The organism is Paraburkholderia sp. Ac-20347 (genome assembly GCF_017104805.1).
Classification (GTDB): domain Bacteria; phylum Pseudomonadota; class Gammaproteobacteria; order Burkholderiales; family Burkholderiaceae; genus Paraburkholderia; species Paraburkholderia tropica.
In genome coordinates, this window is record NZ_JAAGPN010000001.1 from 74,247 (window position 1) to 92,534 (window position 18,288).

Genomic DNA, 18,288 nt, shown 5'->3' on the forward strand with positions numbered 1-18,288 from the left:
CATCGATTCAGGGCGCGCCGTTTATTCCACGGGTAAGCCGAGAATGTCGCAGTAAAACGCGTATTCGGCTTTGAGCGCGTGGGCCTGATTCACCGCCTTGCGAAAACCGTGGCGCTCGTCGGCGTAATAATGCGCTTCCACACGCACGCCGTTTTCTTCTAGCGCGGCCGCCATGCTGCGCGTTTGATCGGGCGTTACCACTGCGTCGAGTTCGCCCTGGAAGAAAATCACCGGCACGCGAATATCGCTCGCATGGAGCAATGGCGTGCGAGCGCGATAGCGTTCGAGATCGGCAACGGGGTCGCCAATCAGCCAGTCGAGATAATCGGCTTCGAACTTGTGCGTGTGCTCGGCGAGCGTGAGCGGATCGCTCACGCCATACAGGCTGCCGCCGCCGCGAAATACGTTGCGGAACGCCAGCGCGCAGAGCGCCGTGTAGCCGCCCGCGCTGCCGCCGCGAATGAAGGCGCGTGCGGGATCGATACGCTGTTGTCCGGCCAGCCAGGCGACGACATTGCAGGCGTCGTCCACGTCGGCCACGCCCCAGTTTTCGCGCAGCGCTTCGCGAAACGCGCGGCCATAGCCGGTGCTGCCGCGATAGTTCAGATTGACGACGGCGAAGCCGCGCTGCGTCCAGTACGGAATGCGCGGATCGAACACGGGATAGCAGGCCGAAGTCGGGCCGCCGTGAATGAATAGCACGACGGGCGGCGCCTTCACGTCGCCTTCGGGCGCATAGAAATAGCCATGCGATTCGCCATGCGCGTGCTGATCGTCGTCGTAGCCGCTGGGGAATCGCAGAATCTCCGGCTGCGGAATGCGCGCGTCGGGCATCATCGGCGACACTTCGGCGAGCACACGCACGCGATGATCGCGACGTCCGATCGCGAGCACGGCGGCGGGGCAAGTCGGCGAAGCGGCGATGCAATAAAGATGCTCCGCGTCGGCGGCGAGATTGCGAAAGCGGCTGTATTCGGCGGCGAGTTCGTGGCATGCGCCATCGGCGTCGCGATGGCCGAGTTTGCCCCAGCCGTGCTCCATCCATGCGCCCAGATTCGTGCCGTCGTCGAGCGCGATCCAGCTGCGTCCGCCGAGCTGCCACGGCGCGGCAGCGTGGTCGGCGGGCGTGGTCGGCAGGGCTTCGAGCGTGCCGCCGGATTCGCGCCAGGGCTGCCAGAAACCGGCGCGATCGCTCAGGCAGAACAGATGGCCGTGCGCGTCGAAATGCGGCTGTTGCAGCGCTTCTTCGCGTGCGTCGCCGGCGAGCGTGCGCGGCGCGCTCCAGCCTTGCGCGCCGCGTTCGCTGATACGCAATTGCGTCGACGTCCACGGCTGATGCGGGCGTTGCCATTCGATCCATGCGAGCCGCGATCCGTCGGGGCTCAGGCAGGGCGCGGCGTAAAAATCGCCGCCTTCCGCGAGTACCGTGCGCGCGCCGTCATCGAGTGCAATCGACACGAGGCGATGCGTGTCGCCTTCTTCTTCCACCGCGAGAATCGCGCCGTGGCTGAAGCGCAGATCGCCATAGCGCCGCGTGCCTTGCGTGAGCGCGACGGGCGCGCCCTGAGCGTCATGGGCGTCATGAGCGTCGATAGGCTGACGATAAAGCTGCTGATCTTTTTCGTTGACGAAAACGAGCGCGTCAGCGGCGATGCAAAATGAGCCGCCGCCGTATTCGTAGACGCGTCCACGCACGCTGAAACCATCGGGCGTCAAACAGCGCGGTGCGTCGCCCGCTTCGCGCGGGACGGCGTGCCAGATCCGGCACACGGCATCGGCAGGATCGAACGCCGACCAGAATACGCCGCGCTCGCTCGCGGCCAGTTCGATGAAATCCTTGCCGGCCGCCACGGCCTGCTCGGCGGTAATGCGCTCAGGGATTGCCGAGCGTGCGGGAGTTTCGGTCATTGCGGAAGATGAGCGGTTGAGTCGTGGGCACCGGCTGTGCCGCCTCGCTGCGCGCCTGCACGATGATGCGGTGCTCGGGCGATTTTCCGCACACGGGGTCCGCGTTCGCCGCGTCGCCGGTCAGCATGAAAGCCTGGCAGCGGCAGCCGCCGAAGTCTTTCTCTTTCTCGTCGCACGAGCGGCACGGCTCGGGCATCCACGCGTCGCCGCGAAAGCGGTTGAAGCCGAACGAGTCGTACCAGATGTGGCGTAGATCGTGATCGCGCACGTTGGGAAACTGGATCGGCAACTGGCGTGCGCCATGGCACGGCAGCGCGGTGCCGTCGGGCGTGACGGTGAGGAAAATCGCGCCCCAGCCGCCCATGCAGGCCTTCGGACGTTCCTCGTAATAATCGGGCGTCACGAAAATCAGCTTGCACGGATTGCCGCTGGCTTCGAGTTTCTCGCGGTATTCGTTGGTGATGCGTTCCGCGCGTTCGAGCTGTTCACGCGTCGGCAGCAATTGCGCGCGATTGAGTTTGGCCCAGCCGTAAAACTGGCAGGTCGCAAGTTCGACGAAATCGGCTTCGAGCGCAATGCACAACTCGATGATGCGATCGATGTCGTCGATGTTATAGCGGTGCGTGACGAAATTCAGCACCATCGGATAACCGTGCGCCTTTACGGCGCGCGCCATCGCGAGTTTCTGCGCGAACGCCTTGCTCGAACCGGCGAGCATGTTGTTGACCTGCTCGTCGCTCGACTGAAAACTGATCTGAATGTGATCGAGTCCCGCGCGCTGAAAATCGGCGATCTTCTGTTCAGTGAGGCCAATGCCCGACGTAATCAGATTGGTGTAATAGCCGAGTTTGCGCGCTTCGCCGATCAATTCGGCGAGGTCCTGGCGCACCAGCGGCTCGCCGCCGGAAAAACCGATTTGCGCCGCGCCCATCGCGCGCGCTTCGGTCATCACGCGAATCCAGTCCTGCGTGCTCAGTTCGTTGCCCTGACGCGCGAAATCCACGGGATTCGAGCAATAGGGGCATTGCAGCGGGCAACGGTACGTGACCTCGGCGAGCAGCCACAGCGGCAGGCCGACATTCGGCGCCGCCGTGGTGGCGGAGCCCGTCGACGCGGCGGGCGAAAGCGTGAGTTCAGACAAGATCGATCCAGTGCTTTTCACGCGCGACGAGCATGAATTGCTCGACGTCTTCGGCCAGTTCCGGCACGCCGGGGAATTGCGTATTCAGCTGGTCGATGATGGCCGCGACGCTGTGCTCGCTATCGATCAGCGAGCCGATCGCCGAGGCGCTTTCATTGAGCTTCACCATGCCCTCGGGATAGAGCAGCACGTGCGCGTTCTGCGCGGGCTCGTATTGGAAGCGATAACCCCGGCGCCAGACCGGTTTCAGATTGCGGTCGAAATTCACAGTGTGGTTCCTTTTAAACGCCCTTGTGCCAGACGCGCTCGTTCGTGACCGAATGATAAGGCGGGCGGCCGAGTTCGTACGCCATCGACATCGCGTCGAGCATGGTCCACAGAATGTCGAGTTTGAATTGCAGAATCTCCAGCATACGCTGCTGGCTTTCATACGTCGTGTAATGCTGCAACGTGATCTGCAAACCGTGTTCGACGTCGCGACGCGCCTGGCTCAGACGCGAGCGGAAATATTCGTAGCCGCGCGGATCGATCCACGGATAATGCGTCGGCCACGTATCGAGGCGCGACTGGTGAATCTGCGGCGCGAACAGTTCGGTGAGCGAGCTGCTCGCGGCTTCCTGCCAGCTCGCGCGGCGCGCGAAATTCACGTAAGCGTCTACCGCGAAACGCACGCCCGGCAGCACCAGTTCCTGCGAACGCAATTGCTCGGGATCGAGCCCGACCGCTTCGCCCAGACGCAGCCACGCTTCGATTCCGCCGTCTTCACCCGGCGCGCCGTCGTGGTCGAGCAGACGCTGAATCCAGAGGCGACGCACTTCGCGGTCGGGACAATTGGCGAGAATCGCCGCGTCCTTCATCGGAATGTTGACCTGGTAGTAGAAGCGGTTGGCCACCCAGCCCTGGATCTGCTCGCGGGTCGCTCGGCCCTCGTACATCGCCACGTGATACGGATGGTGAATGTGATAGAACGCGCCTTTGGCGCGCAGGGCCTGTTCGAATTGTTCGGGAGTGAGGGCGGGTTGGCTCATGTTTCGGTCCAATGGCGTCGCGGCGAAATCGCGCGCGGCTCAGGAAAGCGCGCTCAGCGCGCGCTGTAATCGGCGTAGTCGGGGGCGCGTGACGGGCGCATCGCAATCATCAGATCTCGATGCTCATGCCGTCGAACGCGACTTCCACCTGGCGGCGCGCGAGTTCGGCGCGCTCGGGCGAATCTTCATCGAGAATCGGATTCGTATTATTGATGTGCGTGAGAATCTTGCGCGCGCGTGGAAACTGTTCGAGCACTTCCAGCATGCCGCCTGCGCCGCTTTGTGCGAGATGGCCCATCTGGCGGCCCGTGCGCGTGCCCACGCCGCGTTGCTGCATTTCGTCGTCGGTCCAGAGCGTGCCGTCCACGAGCAGGCAGTCGGCTGCATGCATGCGTTCGAGCAGCGCGGCGTCCACTTCGCCGAGGCCAGGCGCGTAAAACAGCTTGCCGCCCGTGCGCAGATCTTCGATCACGAGGCCGATGTTATCGCCTTCATGCGGATCGTGACGATGCGGCGAATACGGCGGCGCGGCGCTGCGCAGCGCGAACGGCGAGAAACGCAGATTGGGACAGGCGGGAATCTGGAACGCCTCGCCCGAAACGATCGGGTTCCAGCGCAATCCGCCGTTCCAGTGCTGCAGCATGGTGAACAGCGGAAAGCCCGTGCTCAGATCCTCGTGGACCATGTCGGTGCACCAGACGTCGTGCGGGCAGCCTTCGCGCAGGCTCAGCAGGCCGGTCGTGTGATCGATCTGGCTGTCCATCAGCACGATGGCGGCAATGCCGGTGTCGCGCAGCGCGCGGTTCGGCTGCATCGGCGCGAAGCCCTGTAATTGCGCGCGGATATCCGGCGAGGCATTGCAGAGTACCCACGAAACGCCGTCGTCGGAAACGGCAATCGACGATTGCGTGCGTGCATGGGCGCGAATGCGGCCGCTGCGAAAGCCCGCGCAATTGGCGCAATTGCAGTTCCATTGCGGAAAGCCGCCGCCGGCTGCGGAGCCGAGAATTTGAATATGCATGCTTGATGAAAGGCGACGCCGTTGCGCGCGTCAAGAGCGTCAAGAGAAAAAGCCCCGGCGGGCCGGGGCTATCGTGACCGTCGATGCTGCGAATTAACGGTTCGAGATGTACATCGTGATTTCAAAACCGAGACGCAGGTCGGTATAAGCGGGCTTGGTCCACATGGCGGAACTCCTTTCGTTGAAACGGGTTGAACAGGCGGACGCCGGGTGAGCGAACACGAACGTCATCCGCCTCACGCGCATCGTATCAAATTTGGACACGATGCCGCATTGAGGTTTGCAATTGGTGTTTTCCGCTACATGAAACGAAGCTAATTCCTCTGATTATTTCTATTGACGCAAAAATAGAGGAATAAATTGCATTATTGCGCTATTCGATGGAATTTGAGCGAGTGTTGGTGAAATGTAAGAAGATTCGAATCACGCTTATTGATCGCGCTTGCAGAGGCGTTGAATGGCGGATTCCAGTGTCACACGGCCTTTCCACGTTTGAGCCGGCGCGTCGAATTCGATCCAGCCCTCGTTGAAGCCGTCGAGCATGCGCATGCGCGGCAGTGGATTGAGCATGCCCTGTGCGCGGAATTGCGCTTCCCAACTTTCACGCGGCACGCTTTGCGCGCGCACCGGTTGATCCAGCGCCTGCGCGAAGGCGGCGGCGATCTCATTGGGCGTCACGCGGCGCGGACCTTCGAGTTCGACCACGCGCGCGTCGTCCCACGTTTCCTGCAGCAATTGCGCCGCAACGCGCCCGATGTCCTCGGTCGCGACCATCGGCACAGGTTTGTCGAGCGGTTGCAGGAAGCTCGCGATCGTGCCCGATTCGCGCGCGGGCGGGACATCCCACGCGGCATTCTCGAAGAACCACGCCGCGCGCAGAAAGGCGACCGGCGAGGGCAGCGTGCGCAGGGCGGTTTCCATCAGGCCGAGCTGCGTGAGCAGATTCGACTCGCGCGCCTGAGCTCCGATGGTCGACAGCACGACCACGCGTTCCGGCCGCGCGGCACTCAACGCCACGCGCAGCGCCTCGATGGTGCGTTTCGATTCCGCGAAATCCGGCGAGGGATCGAAAACCGGCGGCAGCAACACGAATACGCCGCGTGCGCCTTCGAATGCGTCGCGCAGAGCGTTGGCGTCGTTCATATCGGCGAGCGCGATTTCGCAGCCTTGCGCCGCCCACGGCGCGCCTTTTTCGGCGCTGCGCACAACCGCGCGCACCGCTTGTTGCTGGGCGATCAGCGCGCGTGCGAGCGCGCCGCCAACCTGACCTGTGATTCCCGTAATGGCGTACATCTGCATGCTCCCGTTCAGTGGTGCGAGGAAAGTGTTCGACGCTTCGAATTGTGGGCGCGGCGCGTGCGTTACACCATGACATGGAAGGCATGGGACTCATGACACAATGGCATCAATCCACGACGAGCGTGCCAGGAGATTCACGATGTCCTTCGACGAACGCATTCTCAACGGCATGGGCGTGATGACGGCCATCGTCGACAGCGGCAGTTTCGCGGGCGCGGCGGAGCGGCTCGACATGTCGCAATCGGGCGTGAGCCGCTCGGTCGCGCGGCTCGAAGCGCGGCTCGGCATCCGCCTGTTCGATCGCACCACGCGCACCGTCATGCTGACCGACGAAGGGCGCCGTTTCTACGCGCAAGTGGTGCCGCTGCTCGACGGGCTCGAAGACGCGGCGTCGTCGGCGGCGGGCGGCGCGAGCGCGGTGCGCGGACGGCTGCGCGTGAATGTCGATCCGTTCTTTTCGAAGATCGTGCTGAGTCCGCGCATCGGCCAGTTCATCGAGCGTCATCCCGAACTCGATGTCGATCTCTTCACGCGCGACGAGCTCGGCGATATGGTGGCCGACGGTTTCGATCTCGCCGTGCGCTTCGGCGTGCCGCGTCCGTCGACGCTCGTTGCGCGCAAGCTGCTGGACACGCGCATCGTCACGGCGGCGTCGCCGGCTTATCTGAAGAAGCGCGGCCGCCCGCTCAAACCCGCGGATCTCGAAGGCGAACCGCATCACTGCATTCACTATCGCGATCCGGAAACGGGGCGGCCGTTCGTGTGGGAGTTTCACCGGCCGCGCAAGAAACTCGTGATTGCCGCGCGCGGGCGGCTGATGGTGAACGATGTATCGACCATGCACGGCGCGTGTCTGGCGGGCCACGGCATTGCGCAGATCATGGCGCTCGGCACGCAGCCGCTGTTCGACAGCGGCAAGCTCGTCGATCTGTTTCCCGACTGGCCCGATGAGCGTTTTCCGCTTTACGCGCTGTATCCGTCGCGGCGTTTGCCGTCCGCGAAAGTGCGGGCATTTCTCGACTTCATCGTCGGCATCACGGGCGCGACCTTGAAAGACGTGCCGTGGTATTGAAGCGGATGGCATTTCTCCAGACTTTTTATTTCAATGAAATGTCCCGATAAAACAATTACTTACTTGCGGTCGATTCACGTGGCGCGATAATCCGGCACACTCCGCGAATTAACGCCCGCCCGGCTATCCGACTCATCGAGCGTTCATGGTGTCCACCGAACTCCTGATTACCGTTGGCAGTCTCGCGAGCGCCATCGCGATGTTCCTGATCGGCCGCCCGCGAGCGGACGCCGTGGCGCTCATCATGATCGTCGTGCTGCCGCTGGCGGGCGTGATCACCGTGCCCGAGGCGCTCGCGGGATTCTCCGACGCCAACATCGTGCTGATCGCGGCGCTGTTCGTGCTCGGCGACGGACTCGTGCGTACCGGCGTCGCGCAGCGCGTGGGCGACTATCTGATTGCACGCGGCGGCTCGAATGAAAAGCGGCTCGTGGTGCTGATCATGGCGGTGGTCGGGCTCATGGGTTCGGTGATGAGTTCGACGGCCATCGTCGCGATCTTCATTCCCATCGTGTTGCGCATCGCGCGTCAATCAGGCGTGTCGCGCGCGCGCCTGCTCATGCCGATGAGCATGGCGGCGCTGACGAGCGGCATGCTCACGCTCGTTGCCACCACGTCGAATCTGGTCGTGAACAGCGCACTCGTTCATCGCGGCCATCACGGTTTTGGCTTCTTCGAAATCACGCCCGTCGGCGTACCGATCCTGATCGCCTGCATTGCATGGATGCTGTTCGCGAAGCGCCATTTGCGCGGTGCGGAACGCGACTCGACGCTCGTGCGCCCGACGATCAACGACTGGGTGCAGCGCTATTCGCTCGAAGGACGTGCGTTTCGTCTGCGCGTGCGCGCGCATTCCGTGCTGGTCGGGCAGACGCTCGGTGAATGCGGACTCGACGACAACCCCGACGCACACGTGGTCGCCATCGAGCGCCGCGCGCGTATGGGCACGACGGTGCTGCTCGCGACCTCGGACAGCAATGTCGCGCCCAACGACGTCCTGCTGCTCGACGTCGAAAAAGAGGACTTCGATTTACAGGCGTTCTGCACGCGTTTCGCGTTGGTGCCGATGCGCATGTCGGGTGCGTATTTCACGGATCAAACGCACGACGTGGGCATGGCGGAAGTGATCGTGCCGCCCGATTCGAATCTCGTCGGTAGCGTGCCGCGCAGTTCGGTGGCGCTGCGTCGTCATGGCGTGACCGTGGTGGGTTTGCGGCGCGGCGACGCGCCGCTCGCGCGCAGCCTTCAGACCAGCAAGATCAAGGTCGGCGACACGCTGCTGGTGGTCGGCCCGTGGCTCAGTCTCTTCACGATGGATTCGGTCGAGCGCGACATCGTCTGTCTCGCGATGCCGGTGGAAAGCGAGGCCTTCGTGCCTGCGCCGCACAAGGCGCCGCACGCGATTGCCTGCATGGCGCTGGTGATCGCGATGCTGCTCACGCCGTGGGTGCCGAATGTGCTCGCGGGACTGATCGGCTGCCTGCTGATGGGTGCATTAGGCTGCGTGAGTCTCGACAGCGCCTATCGTGCGATTCATTGGCGCAGCCTCGTGCTGATCGTCGGCATGTTGCCGTTTTCGATTGCGCTGCAAAGCACCGGCGGCATCGACATGGCCGCCGACGCGGTGCTGGGCGTCGCGGGCGGCTGGGGCGTGCATGGCCTGCTCGCGGCGATTTTCGTCATGACGCTGGTAGTCGGCATCGTCATTTCGAGTACGGCGACAGCCGTGTTGATGGCGCCCGTGGTGATTGCGATGGCTGCGCATTTGCACGCGTCGCCGTATCCGTTCGCGATGACGGTGGCCGTGGCCGCTTCGGCGGCGTATATGTCGCCGGTTTCCACGCCCGTGAATTCGCTGGTGAGCACGGCGGGCGGGTATCGCTTCGGCGAGTTCTTTCGCGTCGGGTTGCCCGCTTCGCTCGCGGCGCTCGTGATCAACGTGCTGCTCGTGCCGTTGTTGTGGCCTGCGTATCTGCATTGACCACACGTTTGACAGTAGCGCGCCGCGCCGGTTAGTCTCGGGCGAGACCGTAAGGTATTCCTTTATGAGTTTGTGCCCCTGAGTTTGCACCCATGAGTCTGACGAAGATCGACCTCAATCTCTTCATTGTTTTCGAAGCCGTCTATCGCACGCGCAATCTTACGCGCGCGGCGGAACTGCTTTTCATCACGCAGCCTGCCGTGAGCAATGCGCTCGCGCGCATGCGCAAGACTTTCGGCGATCAACTGTTCGTGAGCACGTCCGCGGGCATGATGCCGACGCCCGTTTCCGAAAATATCATCGGACGCGTGCGCGAGGCGCTGCAATTGCTCGATTCGAGCACGCATGCGGGCGAGCAATTCGATCCGGCGACGTCGCAGCGCACGTTCCGCCTGAGCATGAACGATCTCACCGAAGCCTTGCTGCTGCCCGCGCTCGAAGAGGTGCTGCAACGTCAGGCACCGGGCATCCGCATCGAAAGTTATTTCACCACGCGCCGCGAAGTGCCCGAGGCGCTGGCGAGCGGGGCGGTGAATCTCGCGATCGACGCGCCGCTGATCGACGATCCGCAACTCGAACAGCAGGCGCTGGGCCGCGACCGTTATGCGTGTCTGCTGCGCAAGGATCATCCGTTCACGAAGAAAAAACTCACGCTCGACGATTATCTGCGACTCGGCCATATTCACGTGTCCAGCCGCAGGCAGGGGCCGGGTCTCGTCGATACGGAATTGAACAAACTCGGCATGCGGCGCACGATTCAAACGCGCGTGCAGCATTATCTGGTCGCACCGTTGATCGCCATGCGCACCGACCTCGTATTGACTGCGCCGCTCGCGCTTTTACGCCGCTACGACGCGCGTATTCTCGCGTTGCCGTTTGAATTGCCGGAACTCGAATCGCACGGCTACTGGCATCGCAGCGTGTCCGGCGATCCTGCGCATCGCTGGCTGCGCGAGCAGATCGGCCGTCTGATGCGCTCGCGAAAGTCCTGATTTTTCGATGCACGGTGATGCGCCATGGTGTCACCGATGGTTATGCACAGGTATCAATAGAATAAATTTCCTGAATGCCTCGCGGGCCGGTATCGTGACTGCCATGTTCAGACGAGGATGGCATGGCGGAACTCTATCTGGTGCGGCACGGACAGGCGTCGTTCGGCGCTGAAAACTACGACGAGCTTTCTCCTTCCGGGCGCACGCAATCGCGCTGGCTCGGCGAATATTTCGCGCAGCAGGCGCTCGAATTCGACCGCGTGGTGATCGGTACGATGCGTCGCCACGAGCAGACCGCCGACGCGATTCTCTGGGCCATGCGCGGACTGCGCACCGACGTCGTGCGCGACGCCGGCCTCAACGAATACGATTTTCGCGCACTGTTCGCGGCGCGTGAAAACAGTGAGCCGACGTCTGGTAACGCGCCTGAAAGTTCGCCGAAGGACTTCTACAAAGCCCTCAAACAGACGCTGCATCTCTGGTCGGAAGACCGCTTGCCCGGCAAGCTGCCCGAAAGCTGGGTGCAGTTTCAAACACGTGTCGAACGCGCGCGTCAGGCGATTCAGCGCATGGGCCGCAAACGCGTGCTGGTCGTGAGTTCGGGCGGACCCATTTCCGTTTTCACGCAGCAGATTCTGCAGGCGCCTGCAGCCGCCTCCATTGCGCTCAATATGCAGATCCGCAATAGCAGCGTGAGCCAGTATGTGTTCAATGAACAGGCCATGTCGCTCGTGAGCTTCAACGTCTTGCCGCATCTGGAACTGGCCGACCGGCGCGAGTTCGTGACTTACGGCTGATTCGCGTCGGCTTTGCGCGACGGAACGTATCCATTAACTATCATCGAGGTGAAGTGTGACGACGAATCTCTTCGACTTGACGGGAAAAATAGCGCTGGTGACCGGCGCGAGCCGCGGTATCGGGGAAGAAATCGCGCGGCTGTTCGCGGAACAGGGCGCGCATGTGATCGTGTCGAGCCGCAAGCGCGAGGACTGCGAAACCGTGGCCCATGCGATTCGCGACGCGGGCGGCAGCGCCGAGGCGTATCCGTGCCACGTGGGCCGCATGGACGATATTCACGCGATCTTCGAGCATATTCGCGCCAGGCATGGCCGGCTCGATATTCTCGTGAACAATGCCGCGACCAATCCGTATTACGGCCACATTCTCGATACCGATCTGGCTTCGTTTGAGAAAACCGTCGAAGTCAATCTGCGCGGCTACTTCTTCATGTCGGTCGAGGCCGGCAAGATGATGCGCGAAAAGGGCGGCGGCGCCATCGTCAATACGGCGTCGGTGAATGCGCTGCAGCCCGGTGACAAGCAAGCCGTCTATTCGATCACGAAGGCCGCCATCGTCAACATGACGCGCGCATTCGCGAAGGAATGCGGGCCGCTCGGCATCCGCGTGAATGCCTTGCTGCCGGGTCTGACAAAAACGCGTTTCGCAGGCGCGCTGTTCGACAATCAGCCGCTCTACGAAGGCTTCTTGAAGACGATTCCGCTGCGCCGCCATGCCGAGCCGCGCGAAATGGCCGGAACCGTGCTCTATCTGGTGTCGGACGCCGCGAGCTTTACGACCGGCGAATGCATCGTTGTCGATGGCGGACAGACGATCTGAGCCGGTTGCGGCATGTCAGCCCCGCAAGGAGAATGAAATGGATTTTGCCTTTAGCCCGAAAGTCGACGCGCTGCGCACGCAATTGCGCGCATTCATGGACGCGCACATCGTGCCGCGCATTCATCAATGGCACGAGGAAGTGAATGCCGGAAAATATCCGGTTTCATTCATGGAGGCGCTCAAAGACAAGGCGCGCTCGGAAGGCCTCTGGAATCTGTTCTTGCCGCATCTGCGCGACGACGAGCCGGGCACGCGGCTCACGAATCTGGAATACGCGCCGCTCGCGGAAGTCATGGGGCGCGTGTCGTGGGCGTCGGAAGTCTTTAACTGCAATGCGCCGGACACGGGCAATATGGAATTGCTCCATATGTTCGCCACGCCCGCGCAGCGCAAGCAGTGGCTCGAGCCGCTGCTCGACGGCAAGATCAGCTCGGCGTTTGCGATGACGGAGCCGGCGGTGGCGTCTTCCGATGCCACGAATATCACGACGTCGATCCGGCGCGAGGGCAACGATTATGTGATCGACGGTCGCAAATGGTTTATCACGAATGCGGCGCATCCGAATTGCCAGCTGTTTATCCTGATGGGCAAGACCGATGTCGATGCGCCCACGCATCGTCAGCAAAGCATGATTCTCGTGCCGCGCGATACGCCGGGCGTGACGATCATCCGCAATATTCCGGTGCTGAATCACATTGCGCCCGAAGGTCACTGCGAGATCGAATTCAAAGGCGTGCGCGTGCCGCGCGAAAATCTGCTCGGCGAGGAAGGCAGTGGTTTTGCGCTCGCGCAGGCGCGTCTGGGTCCGGGCCGCATTCACCATTGCATGCGCTCGATTGGCGCAGCCGAACTCGCACTCGAATTGATGATCGAACGCGCGCAGTCGCGCACGGCGTTCGGCAAGACGCTGCTCGAGCACGGCACGGTCGCGGAATGGATTGCGAAGTCGCGCATCGAAATCGATCAGGCGCGCCTGTTCGTGCTGAAAACCGCGTGGATGATCGACAGCGTTGGCGCGAAAGACGCACGCAAGGAAATCTCGATGATCAAGGCGCTGGTGCCTGGCGTGCATACCGCCGTGTGCGATCGCGCGATGCAGGTGTTTGGCGCGATGGGGCTGACGCCCGATACGCCGCTCGCCGACAGCTGGACGTGGGGTCGCGCGCTGCGCTTCGCCGACGGTCCGGACGAAGTGCATCTGCAAAGCATTGCGCGTATGGAAGTGAAGGCGCAGCGTCGCGATAAAGAAGGCGGTAATCCGTATTTGAAGCCTTCTGTATAGGGTGTTGGCGTTAGGACCGTTCGCGCGCGAGCACACGTTCGCCTGCATCGTGCGCGAGCATCACGCTATCGACGATCGCCAGCGCCGCCATGGCCGCGATCATGCCGAACGCGAGATGAAAATCGCTTGCGTGCGGGGTGCTTGGCGGCGTGCCGTGCAGCAGTTGTGCAATCGATAGCGCGAGCGCGCCAATCGCAATCCCCATCCCCGCATTCATCTGCTGCAAGACCGAAAAGAGCGTCGTTGCGTGGCTCATCTGCGCTTGCGGCACGTCGGCGAAACCGATGGTGTTCATCGCCGTGAACTGCATCGAGCGCGTCATGCCGCTCACGAACAGCAGCGCGCACACGATCCAGCGCGGCGTATCCGCATTCAGCAGCGTGAAGGCCGCGAAGCCCAGCGCGACCAGCACGCCATTGCCGATCAGCACTTGACGAAAGCCGAACGTATTCATGATGCGCGTGGTCGCGGGTTTCATCGCCAGATTGCCGGCGAACAGCCACAGCAATAACGTGCCCGCTTCAACCGCGCTATAGCCGAACGCGAGCTGAAACATCAGCGGCAACAGAAACGGCGCGGTGCCGATGGCGATGCGAAACAGCGAGCCGCCGAGCGCCGTCACGCGAAACGTGGCGATGGAAAGCGGCGCGAGACCGAAGAGCGGATTTGCCGCACGCTTGAGATGGAACGCGGAAATCGCCAGCAGTGCGAGGCCTGCCGCGAGCATGGCGAGTGCGAGCCAGCGCGACACATCCGCGCGGCTTGCCGCTTCGAGGCCCGACATGAAGAGGCCGAAGCCCGCGCCCGTGAGCACGAAACCGGTTACGTCGAAGGGCGCGCGGCGCGCGTTCTCGTTGTCGACGAGCGCGAGGGCCGCGATCAGCGCCGCGATGCCGAGCGGCAGATTCAGCAGAAAAATCCAGTGCCAGCTCCAGTGCGTGCTGATCCAGCCGCCGACGGGCGGACCGAGCACGGGCGCGACGAGCGCGGGCCATGTGAGGATCGCGATCGCGCGCACGATCTCTTCCTTGGGCGTGTGGCGCAGCACGACGAGGCGGCCGACCGGCACCATCATCGCGCCGCCCACGCCTTGCAGCGTGCGCGCCGCGGTGAACGCAGCCAGATCGCCGCTCGCGGCGCAGAGCAGCGAGGCGAGCGTGAAGATGACGATGGCGGCGCAGAACACGTTGCGCGCGCCGAAGCGGTCGGCCATCCAGCCGCTGATCGGAATGAACACCGTGAGCGCGACGAGGTACGCGGAGACTCCGATCGACAGATGCGCGGCGGCGGTGACGAAGTCGCGCGCCATCGTGGGCAGCGCGGTGCCGATCACGGTGGCGTCGAGGTTTTCCATGAAGAACACGGCGGCGACGAGCAGAGCGGTCGCGGTGCGGCGGTCGAGGGCGAGTCTCATAACGGGCGGGCGAAGGTCGACGGCATCGAGCGATCGAGTATAGCCCGCATCGGCTGGCCCCATCATGCAAAACCGCCCGGAACGCAGAGCGTTTCGGGCGGTTCGGGTACGACGCGAGTGGCCGGTCAAACCGGCGCAATCGTCGGCTATACGCTTAGAAGCGGTGACGCAGGCCGAGGTTGACCATCGTCTGCGAACCCGTGCCGTTGTAACCGTACGAGCCGATCGAAGCTTGCGCTGCGACGACTTCGCCGGTGTCCGCGTCACGCGTGTTGCCGCTGGCGTGCTGATAAGCCGCCGTCAGGTAGATGTCCGTGCGCTTCGACAGGTTGTAGTCGCCGCCCAGCGAGATCTGGTGGTAGTTCGCCGACGTGTCGCCGCTTGCGTGCGTGTAGCTGTAGCCAACGCCCAGCAGCAGTGCCGGGTTCAGCTGGTAGTTCACGAACGCCTGCGCCGTGTTGTACTTCTGCGTGGTGTTGAACGCCGAGTCAGCGTCAGCCGCGTATTGCGCGTTGCTGTAGCCGAGGCCCAGGTTGAACGAACCCACCGTGTATTGCGCGGCGATACGTGCGATCTGCAGCGAGTGCGCAGTTTCGTAGCCGGTGTTGACCGCGCTGTCGAACGTGCCGCCGTCCGAGGTGCTCGTCCAGCCGGTGGAGGCGCGGTCGCCTGCGCTGTTGGCTGCGTAGAAGTAGCCGCCTGCGACTGCCAGCGGGCCGTTCGTGTACGAAACGGCTGCCGAGTACGACTGCTCCGAGCCCGTCGAGCCGGCGACGCCGCCGAACGAGTACATCGTTTCCACTTGCAGGCCACGGTAGACCGGCGAGGTGTACTTGATGGCGTTGTTCACGCGGAAGCTGTTGTCGTAGTTGTCGACGTCGCCAGCGGTTGCGAATGCCGAACCGAAGTAGTTGTCTTCCGTGATGCCTTGAACCAGGTCAACCAGCGGATCGTATTGGCGGCCGAGCGTAACCGTACCGAAGCGGTCGCTTGCGAGGCCAACGAATGCCTGGCGGCCGAACAGCTTGCTGCCTTGGCCGAGGCCACCCGTCGACGGGTTAAAACCGTTTTCGAGCTGGAAGATCGCCTTGAGGCCCGAGCCCAGATCTTCCGAACCCTTCACGCCCCAGCGCGAACCCGACAGGTTGCCGGCGCTGCTGTTGCCGAGGGCCCACAGGTTGTTGCTGCCGTCTGCGTGGCTGACGTAGGTGATCGACGTGTCGATCACACCGTAGAGCGAGACGCTCGATTGAGCGTGGGCGGCGCCGGCGATGCCGAACGAGGCCAGTGCTGCAAGAGTAAGGGCGCGTGATTTCATCTGTAACTCCGTTGTTGTTGTGTGGCTTTTGAAACGAGAAGCGAAGGCTATCGCGTGCCATCATTGATGCGCAAGCAATTAAAAAAGCCGTAGCAAATTTGTGACAACACGGAGAGACAATTCGAAGAAATGCGCGTGCGACGCCGTAGCGCGGATTAAGTCAACGTATTGAAATAGATGAAATAAATGGTAAGAAAAAATCGCGTGCGACACACCGCGCAAGTGATTTAATGCCGCATTTCAAGGGGTTTTAGGCGCAGAAGAGAACCTTCGCGCCAGAAAAAAAGCCCCGCCGTACAGGCGGGGCTACTAAGCGTGGATAACTGTTTGAAACTCAAAACAGTTGGCGCCATTGTATGGCATCAAAAAATCGTAATTAGTGCGGATTCAGCAATAGATTCGTTCATAAATTGAACTGGCCGATGTGAATCAAGTGTGGTCGGCGCCTGCTGTGACATGGCCGCGCGCGAATAGACACAGCATTTCGTACATCAGTGTGGCCGCAACCAGCGCGGTATTACCTGACGGATCGTAAGGCGGCGAGACCTCTACCACGTCGCCGCCCACCCAATTCAAGCCATCGAGTCCGCGCAGCAGCGCAAGCGTTTCGCGCGTTGTGAGGCCGCCGATTTCGGGCGTGCCGGTGCCAGGCGTGAAGACCGGATCCAGCCCGTCGACGTCGAGCGAGAGATAGACCGGCATGTCGCCCACGATGCGTCTGGCCTCGGCGGCGATCGCGGCAGGCCCGAGTGCCTCGAATTCCTCGATGAACACGACGCGCATGCCGTGGTCGAGCGAATAGCGCCAGCCTTCGTCGCTGTTCTGCGCGCCGCGTATGCCGATCTGGATCGTGCGCGTGGGATCGAGCAGACCTGCTTCCACCGCGCGGCGGAAGGGCGCGCCGTGCGTGAATTTGGAGCCTTTGTACGCGTCCCAGGTGTCGGTGTGCGCGTCGATATGCACGAGCGCGAGCGGCGTCTTCGCCGCCTGTGCTGCACCGATCGCCTGGAAGATCGGAAAGGTAATCGAATGGTCGCCGCCCGCAATCAGCGCGCGTTTTCCGGCGCGAAACACGGGCTCGAAGAACGCGCGGATATCGGCATGCGCGCGCTCGATGTCGTAAAGATGCTCGAACGGCACGTCGCCGATATCGGCCACGCGGCACGCCTCGAACGGATTGAAACGCGTGACGTGATGGATCGCGCGCATCATCGTCGACATATTGCGGATCTCGCGCGGGCCGAAGCGCGCGCCGGGCCGCGCCGTCACGCCGCCATCGTAGGGCACGCCCGCGAGCGCGATGTCGTAGTCCTGCGGGTCGCGCGCGAACGGCACGCGCATGAAGGTGGGAATGCCGGCGAAACGCGGCATCTGCATCTGCGAGAGGTCGGTCTGGGTCATCGGCGCAAGCGCTTAGAAGGTCGGCGGCGTGTTGATCCACAGGATGCGCGTGACGGTGTCGCCTGGATTGCGGTAGCTGTGGGGCTCGGTGCTCGGGAAGTAGAACGAGTCGCCGGCCTGCAGACGCCAGGTCTCGTCGCCGAGCGTGAGCTCGAGTTCGCCATCGAGCACGTAGCCGAGTTCCTCGCCCGCGTGGCTGATCTGTTCGTCGCTGCGCGCTTGCGGTTCGAGCACGTGAATGTCGCCTTGCAGCAGACGTCCCGGTCCCGGTACGACGAGGCGTTCGAGCACGATCGTCTGTTGCGCGGAGCGCCCGCGCGCGCCTTGCGCGGCGGGAAAGCGCACGGCGGGACGCTCGCTCGCGCGCTGCACCGGCGAGGCGGACGCAACCGGACCCGAGACCAGCGCCGCGACGTTGGTGTCGAGCGCCAGCGCGAGCCGGTGCAGCGTGGCAAGCGAGGGCGTGGCGTGGCCGCCTTCGACCTTCGACAGCAGGCTCTCCGAGCAGCCCGCCTGTTCCGCGAGCGCCTTGAGCGTCATCTGCTGCACGAGGCGCGCGTGGCGCAGACGCGTGCCGAGGCCGTCGGTGCCCGTCGACGCGGCGGGCGCGGCCGTTTTGACCGCTGTTTTGCGGGCGGTTTTCGCGGCCGCTTTCACAGCGGCTTTCTGCGCCGGCTCAGCAGTGGCGACGGCGCCGGCGGCGGCGCGCGTACTGGTGCCCGCGCGGGAAGGACGGGCGGAGCCCGTCGAGGAAGATCGTTTGTCGTTGGCCACGTGTGTGTTTCCGTCGATCGGAGAGATCAGGGCGACGGCA

At 63.0% G+C, this 18,288-nt stretch carries 17 protein-coding genes; 6 read left to right on the top strand and 11 right to left on the bottom strand.

What is annotated here, in order from left to right; genetic code table 11:
* Window positions 1-21: 21 nt before the first annotated feature.
* The 7 genes from G3N97_RS00365 to G3N97_RS00395 form a co-directional block, all read right to left on the bottom strand.
* Complete coding sequence (locus G3N97_RS00365; protein WP_205991355.1) at window positions 22-1,908, bottom strand: S9 family peptidase; 1,887 nt, start codon at window positions 1,906-1,908, stop codon at window positions 22-24.
* Complete coding sequence (pqqE, locus tag G3N97_RS00370; protein WP_205991356.1) at window positions 1,874-3,049, bottom strand: pyrroloquinoline quinone biosynthesis protein PqqE; 1,176 nt, start codon at window positions 3,047-3,049, stop codon at window positions 1,874-1,876. The genes G3N97_RS00365 and pqqE overlap by 35 nt, the downstream gene beginning before the upstream one ends.
* Window positions 3,042-3,317: a pyrroloquinoline quinone biosynthesis peptide chaperone PqqD gene (gene pqqD / locus G3N97_RS00375; RefSeq protein ID WP_205991357.1), complete on the bottom strand. Its 276-nt coding sequence runs from the start codon at window positions 3,315-3,317 to the stop codon at window positions 3,042-3,044. Before pqqD ends, pqqE begins: the two co-directional genes overlap by 8 nt.
* Window positions 3,318-3,330: 13 nt before the next feature.
* A complete protein-coding gene (gene pqqC, locus G3N97_RS00380) occupies window positions 3,331-4,077 on the bottom strand; it encodes a pyrroloquinoline-quinone synthase PqqC (protein ID WP_205991358.1) in 747 nt (248 codons plus the stop codon).
* A 109-nt stretch (window positions 4,078-4,186) separates the two neighbouring features.
* Window positions 4,187-5,098 carry a pyrroloquinoline quinone biosynthesis protein PqqB gene (gene pqqB, locus G3N97_RS00385; RefSeq protein ID WP_205991359.1) on the bottom strand — a complete coding sequence of 304 codons (912 nt, stop codon included), beginning with the start codon at window positions 5,096-5,098 and terminating at the stop codon, window positions 4,187-4,189.
* A 93-nt stretch (window positions 5,099-5,191) separates the two neighbouring features.
* Window positions 5,192-5,263: a pyrroloquinoline quinone precursor peptide PqqA gene (gene pqqA / locus G3N97_RS39910; protein WP_110327818.1), complete on the bottom strand. Its 72-nt coding sequence runs from the start codon at window positions 5,261-5,263 to the stop codon at window positions 5,192-5,194.
* Window positions 5,264-5,527: 264 nt separating this feature from the next.
* On the bottom strand, window positions 5,528-6,391 hold the full coding sequence (locus G3N97_RS00395; RefSeq protein WP_205991360.1) for an NmrA family NAD(P)-binding protein: 864 nt from the start codon (window positions 6,389-6,391) through the stop codon (window positions 5,528-5,530).
* Between the two features lie 145 nt (window positions 6,392-6,536).
* Between G3N97_RS00395 and G3N97_RS00400 the strand changes: the two genes are divergently transcribed.
* The 6 genes from G3N97_RS00400 to G3N97_RS00425 all read left to right on the top strand — a co-directional run bounded on the left by G3N97_RS00400 (window position 6,537) and on the right by G3N97_RS00425 (window position 13,341).
* On the top strand, window positions 6,537-7,469 hold the full coding sequence (locus G3N97_RS00400) for a LysR family transcriptional regulator (protein WP_205991361.1): 933 nt from the start codon (window positions 6,537-6,539) through the stop codon (window positions 7,467-7,469).
* Between the two features lie 145 nt (window positions 7,470-7,614).
* Window positions 7,615-9,450, top strand: coding sequence for an SLC13 family permease (locus G3N97_RS00405; RefSeq protein ID WP_205991362.1), 1,836 nt, complete (start codon window positions 7,615-7,617; stop codon window positions 9,448-9,450).
* 92 nt (window positions 9,451-9,542) lie between these two features.
* Window positions 9,543-10,442 carry a LysR family transcriptional regulator gene (locus tag G3N97_RS00410; protein ID WP_205991363.1) on the top strand — a complete coding sequence of 300 codons (900 nt, stop codon included), beginning with the start codon at window positions 9,543-9,545 and terminating at the stop codon, window positions 10,440-10,442.
* 122 nt (window positions 10,443-10,564) lie between these two features.
* Window positions 10,565-11,239: a histidine phosphatase family protein gene (locus G3N97_RS00415; protein WP_205991364.1), complete on the top strand. Its 675-nt coding sequence runs from the start codon at window positions 10,565-10,567 to the stop codon at window positions 11,237-11,239.
* Window positions 11,240-11,294: 55 nt separating this feature from the next.
* A complete protein-coding gene (locus G3N97_RS00420; RefSeq protein WP_205991365.1) occupies window positions 11,295-12,059 on the top strand; it encodes an SDR family oxidoreductase in 765 nt (254 codons plus the stop codon).
* A 37-nt stretch (window positions 12,060-12,096) separates the two neighbouring features.
* Window positions 12,097-13,341 carry an acyl-CoA dehydrogenase family protein gene (locus G3N97_RS00425; protein ID WP_205991366.1) on the top strand — a complete coding sequence of 415 codons (1,245 nt, stop codon included), beginning with the start codon at window positions 12,097-12,099 and terminating at the stop codon, window positions 13,339-13,341.
* A gap of 10 nt (window positions 13,342-13,351) precedes the next feature.
* On the opposite strand, the gene G3N97_RS00430 is transcribed toward G3N97_RS00425, so the two are convergent.
* The 4 genes from G3N97_RS00430 to G3N97_RS00445 form a co-directional block, all read right to left on the bottom strand.
* A complete protein-coding gene (locus G3N97_RS00430; RefSeq protein WP_205991367.1) occupies window positions 13,352-14,755 on the bottom strand; it encodes an MFS transporter in 1,404 nt (467 codons plus the stop codon).
* A 154-nt stretch (window positions 14,756-14,909) separates the two neighbouring features.
* Complete coding sequence (locus G3N97_RS00435) at window positions 14,910-16,073, bottom strand: porin (RefSeq protein ID WP_205991368.1); 1,164 nt, start codon at window positions 16,071-16,073, stop codon at window positions 14,910-14,912.
* A gap of 429 nt (window positions 16,074-16,502) precedes the next feature.
* Window positions 16,503-17,474: an agmatinase gene (gene speB, locus G3N97_RS00440; RefSeq protein ID WP_205991369.1), complete on the bottom strand. Its 972-nt coding sequence runs from the start codon at window positions 17,472-17,474 to the stop codon at window positions 16,503-16,505.
* Window positions 17,475-17,486: 12 nt separating this feature from the next.
* Window positions 17,487-18,248 (bottom strand): cupin domain-containing protein, encoded by a 762-nt coding sequence (locus tag G3N97_RS00445; protein WP_346777993.1) that lies wholly within the window; start codon window positions 18,246-18,248, stop codon window positions 17,487-17,489.
* Between the last annotated feature and the right edge of the window lie 40 nt (window positions 18,249-18,288).

Excerpts from the sequence above, each read along its gene's own strand:
- G3N97_RS00365 (WP_205991355.1), bottom strand. The coding sequence starts at position 1,908 with ATGACCGAAACTCCCGCACGCTCGGCAATCCCTGAGCGCATTACCGCC.
- pqqC (WP_205991358.1), bottom strand. The coding sequence starts at position 4,077 with ATGAGCCAACCCGCCCTCACTCCCGAACAATTCGAACAGGCCCTGCGC.
- pqqB (WP_205991359.1), bottom strand. The coding sequence starts at position 5,098 with ATGCATATTCAAATTCTCGGCTCCGCAGCCGGCGGCGGCTTTCCGCAA.
- G3N97_RS00395 (WP_205991360.1), bottom strand. The coding sequence starts at position 6,391 with ATGTACGCCATTACGGGAATCACAGGTCAGGTTGGCGGCGCGCTCGCA.
- G3N97_RS00400 (WP_205991361.1), top strand. The coding sequence starts at position 6,537 with ATGTCCTTCGACGAACGCATTCTCAACGGCATGGGCGTGATGACGGCC.
- G3N97_RS00405 (WP_205991362.1), top strand. The coding sequence starts at position 7,615 with ATGGTGTCCACCGAACTCCTGATTACCGTTGGCAGTCTCGCGAGCGCC.
- G3N97_RS00410 (WP_205991363.1), top strand. The coding sequence starts at position 9,543 with ATGAGTCTGACGAAGATCGACCTCAATCTCTTCATTGTTTTCGAAGCC.
- G3N97_RS00415 (WP_205991364.1), top strand. The coding sequence starts at position 10,565 with ATGGCGGAACTCTATCTGGTGCGGCACGGACAGGCGTCGTTCGGCGCT.
- G3N97_RS00425 (WP_205991366.1), top strand. The coding sequence starts at position 12,097 with ATGGATTTTGCCTTTAGCCCGAAAGTCGACGCGCTGCGCACGCAATTG.
- G3N97_RS00430 (WP_205991367.1), bottom strand. The coding sequence starts at position 14,755 with ATGAGACTCGCCCTCGACCGCCGCACCGCGACCGCTCTGCTCGTCGCC.
- G3N97_RS00435 (WP_205991368.1), bottom strand. The coding sequence starts at position 16,073 with ATGAAATCACGCGCCCTTACTCTTGCAGCACTGGCCTCGTTCGGCATC.
- speB (WP_205991369.1), bottom strand. The coding sequence starts at position 17,474 with ATGACCCAGACCGACCTCTCGCAGATGCAGATGCCGCGTTTCGCCGGC.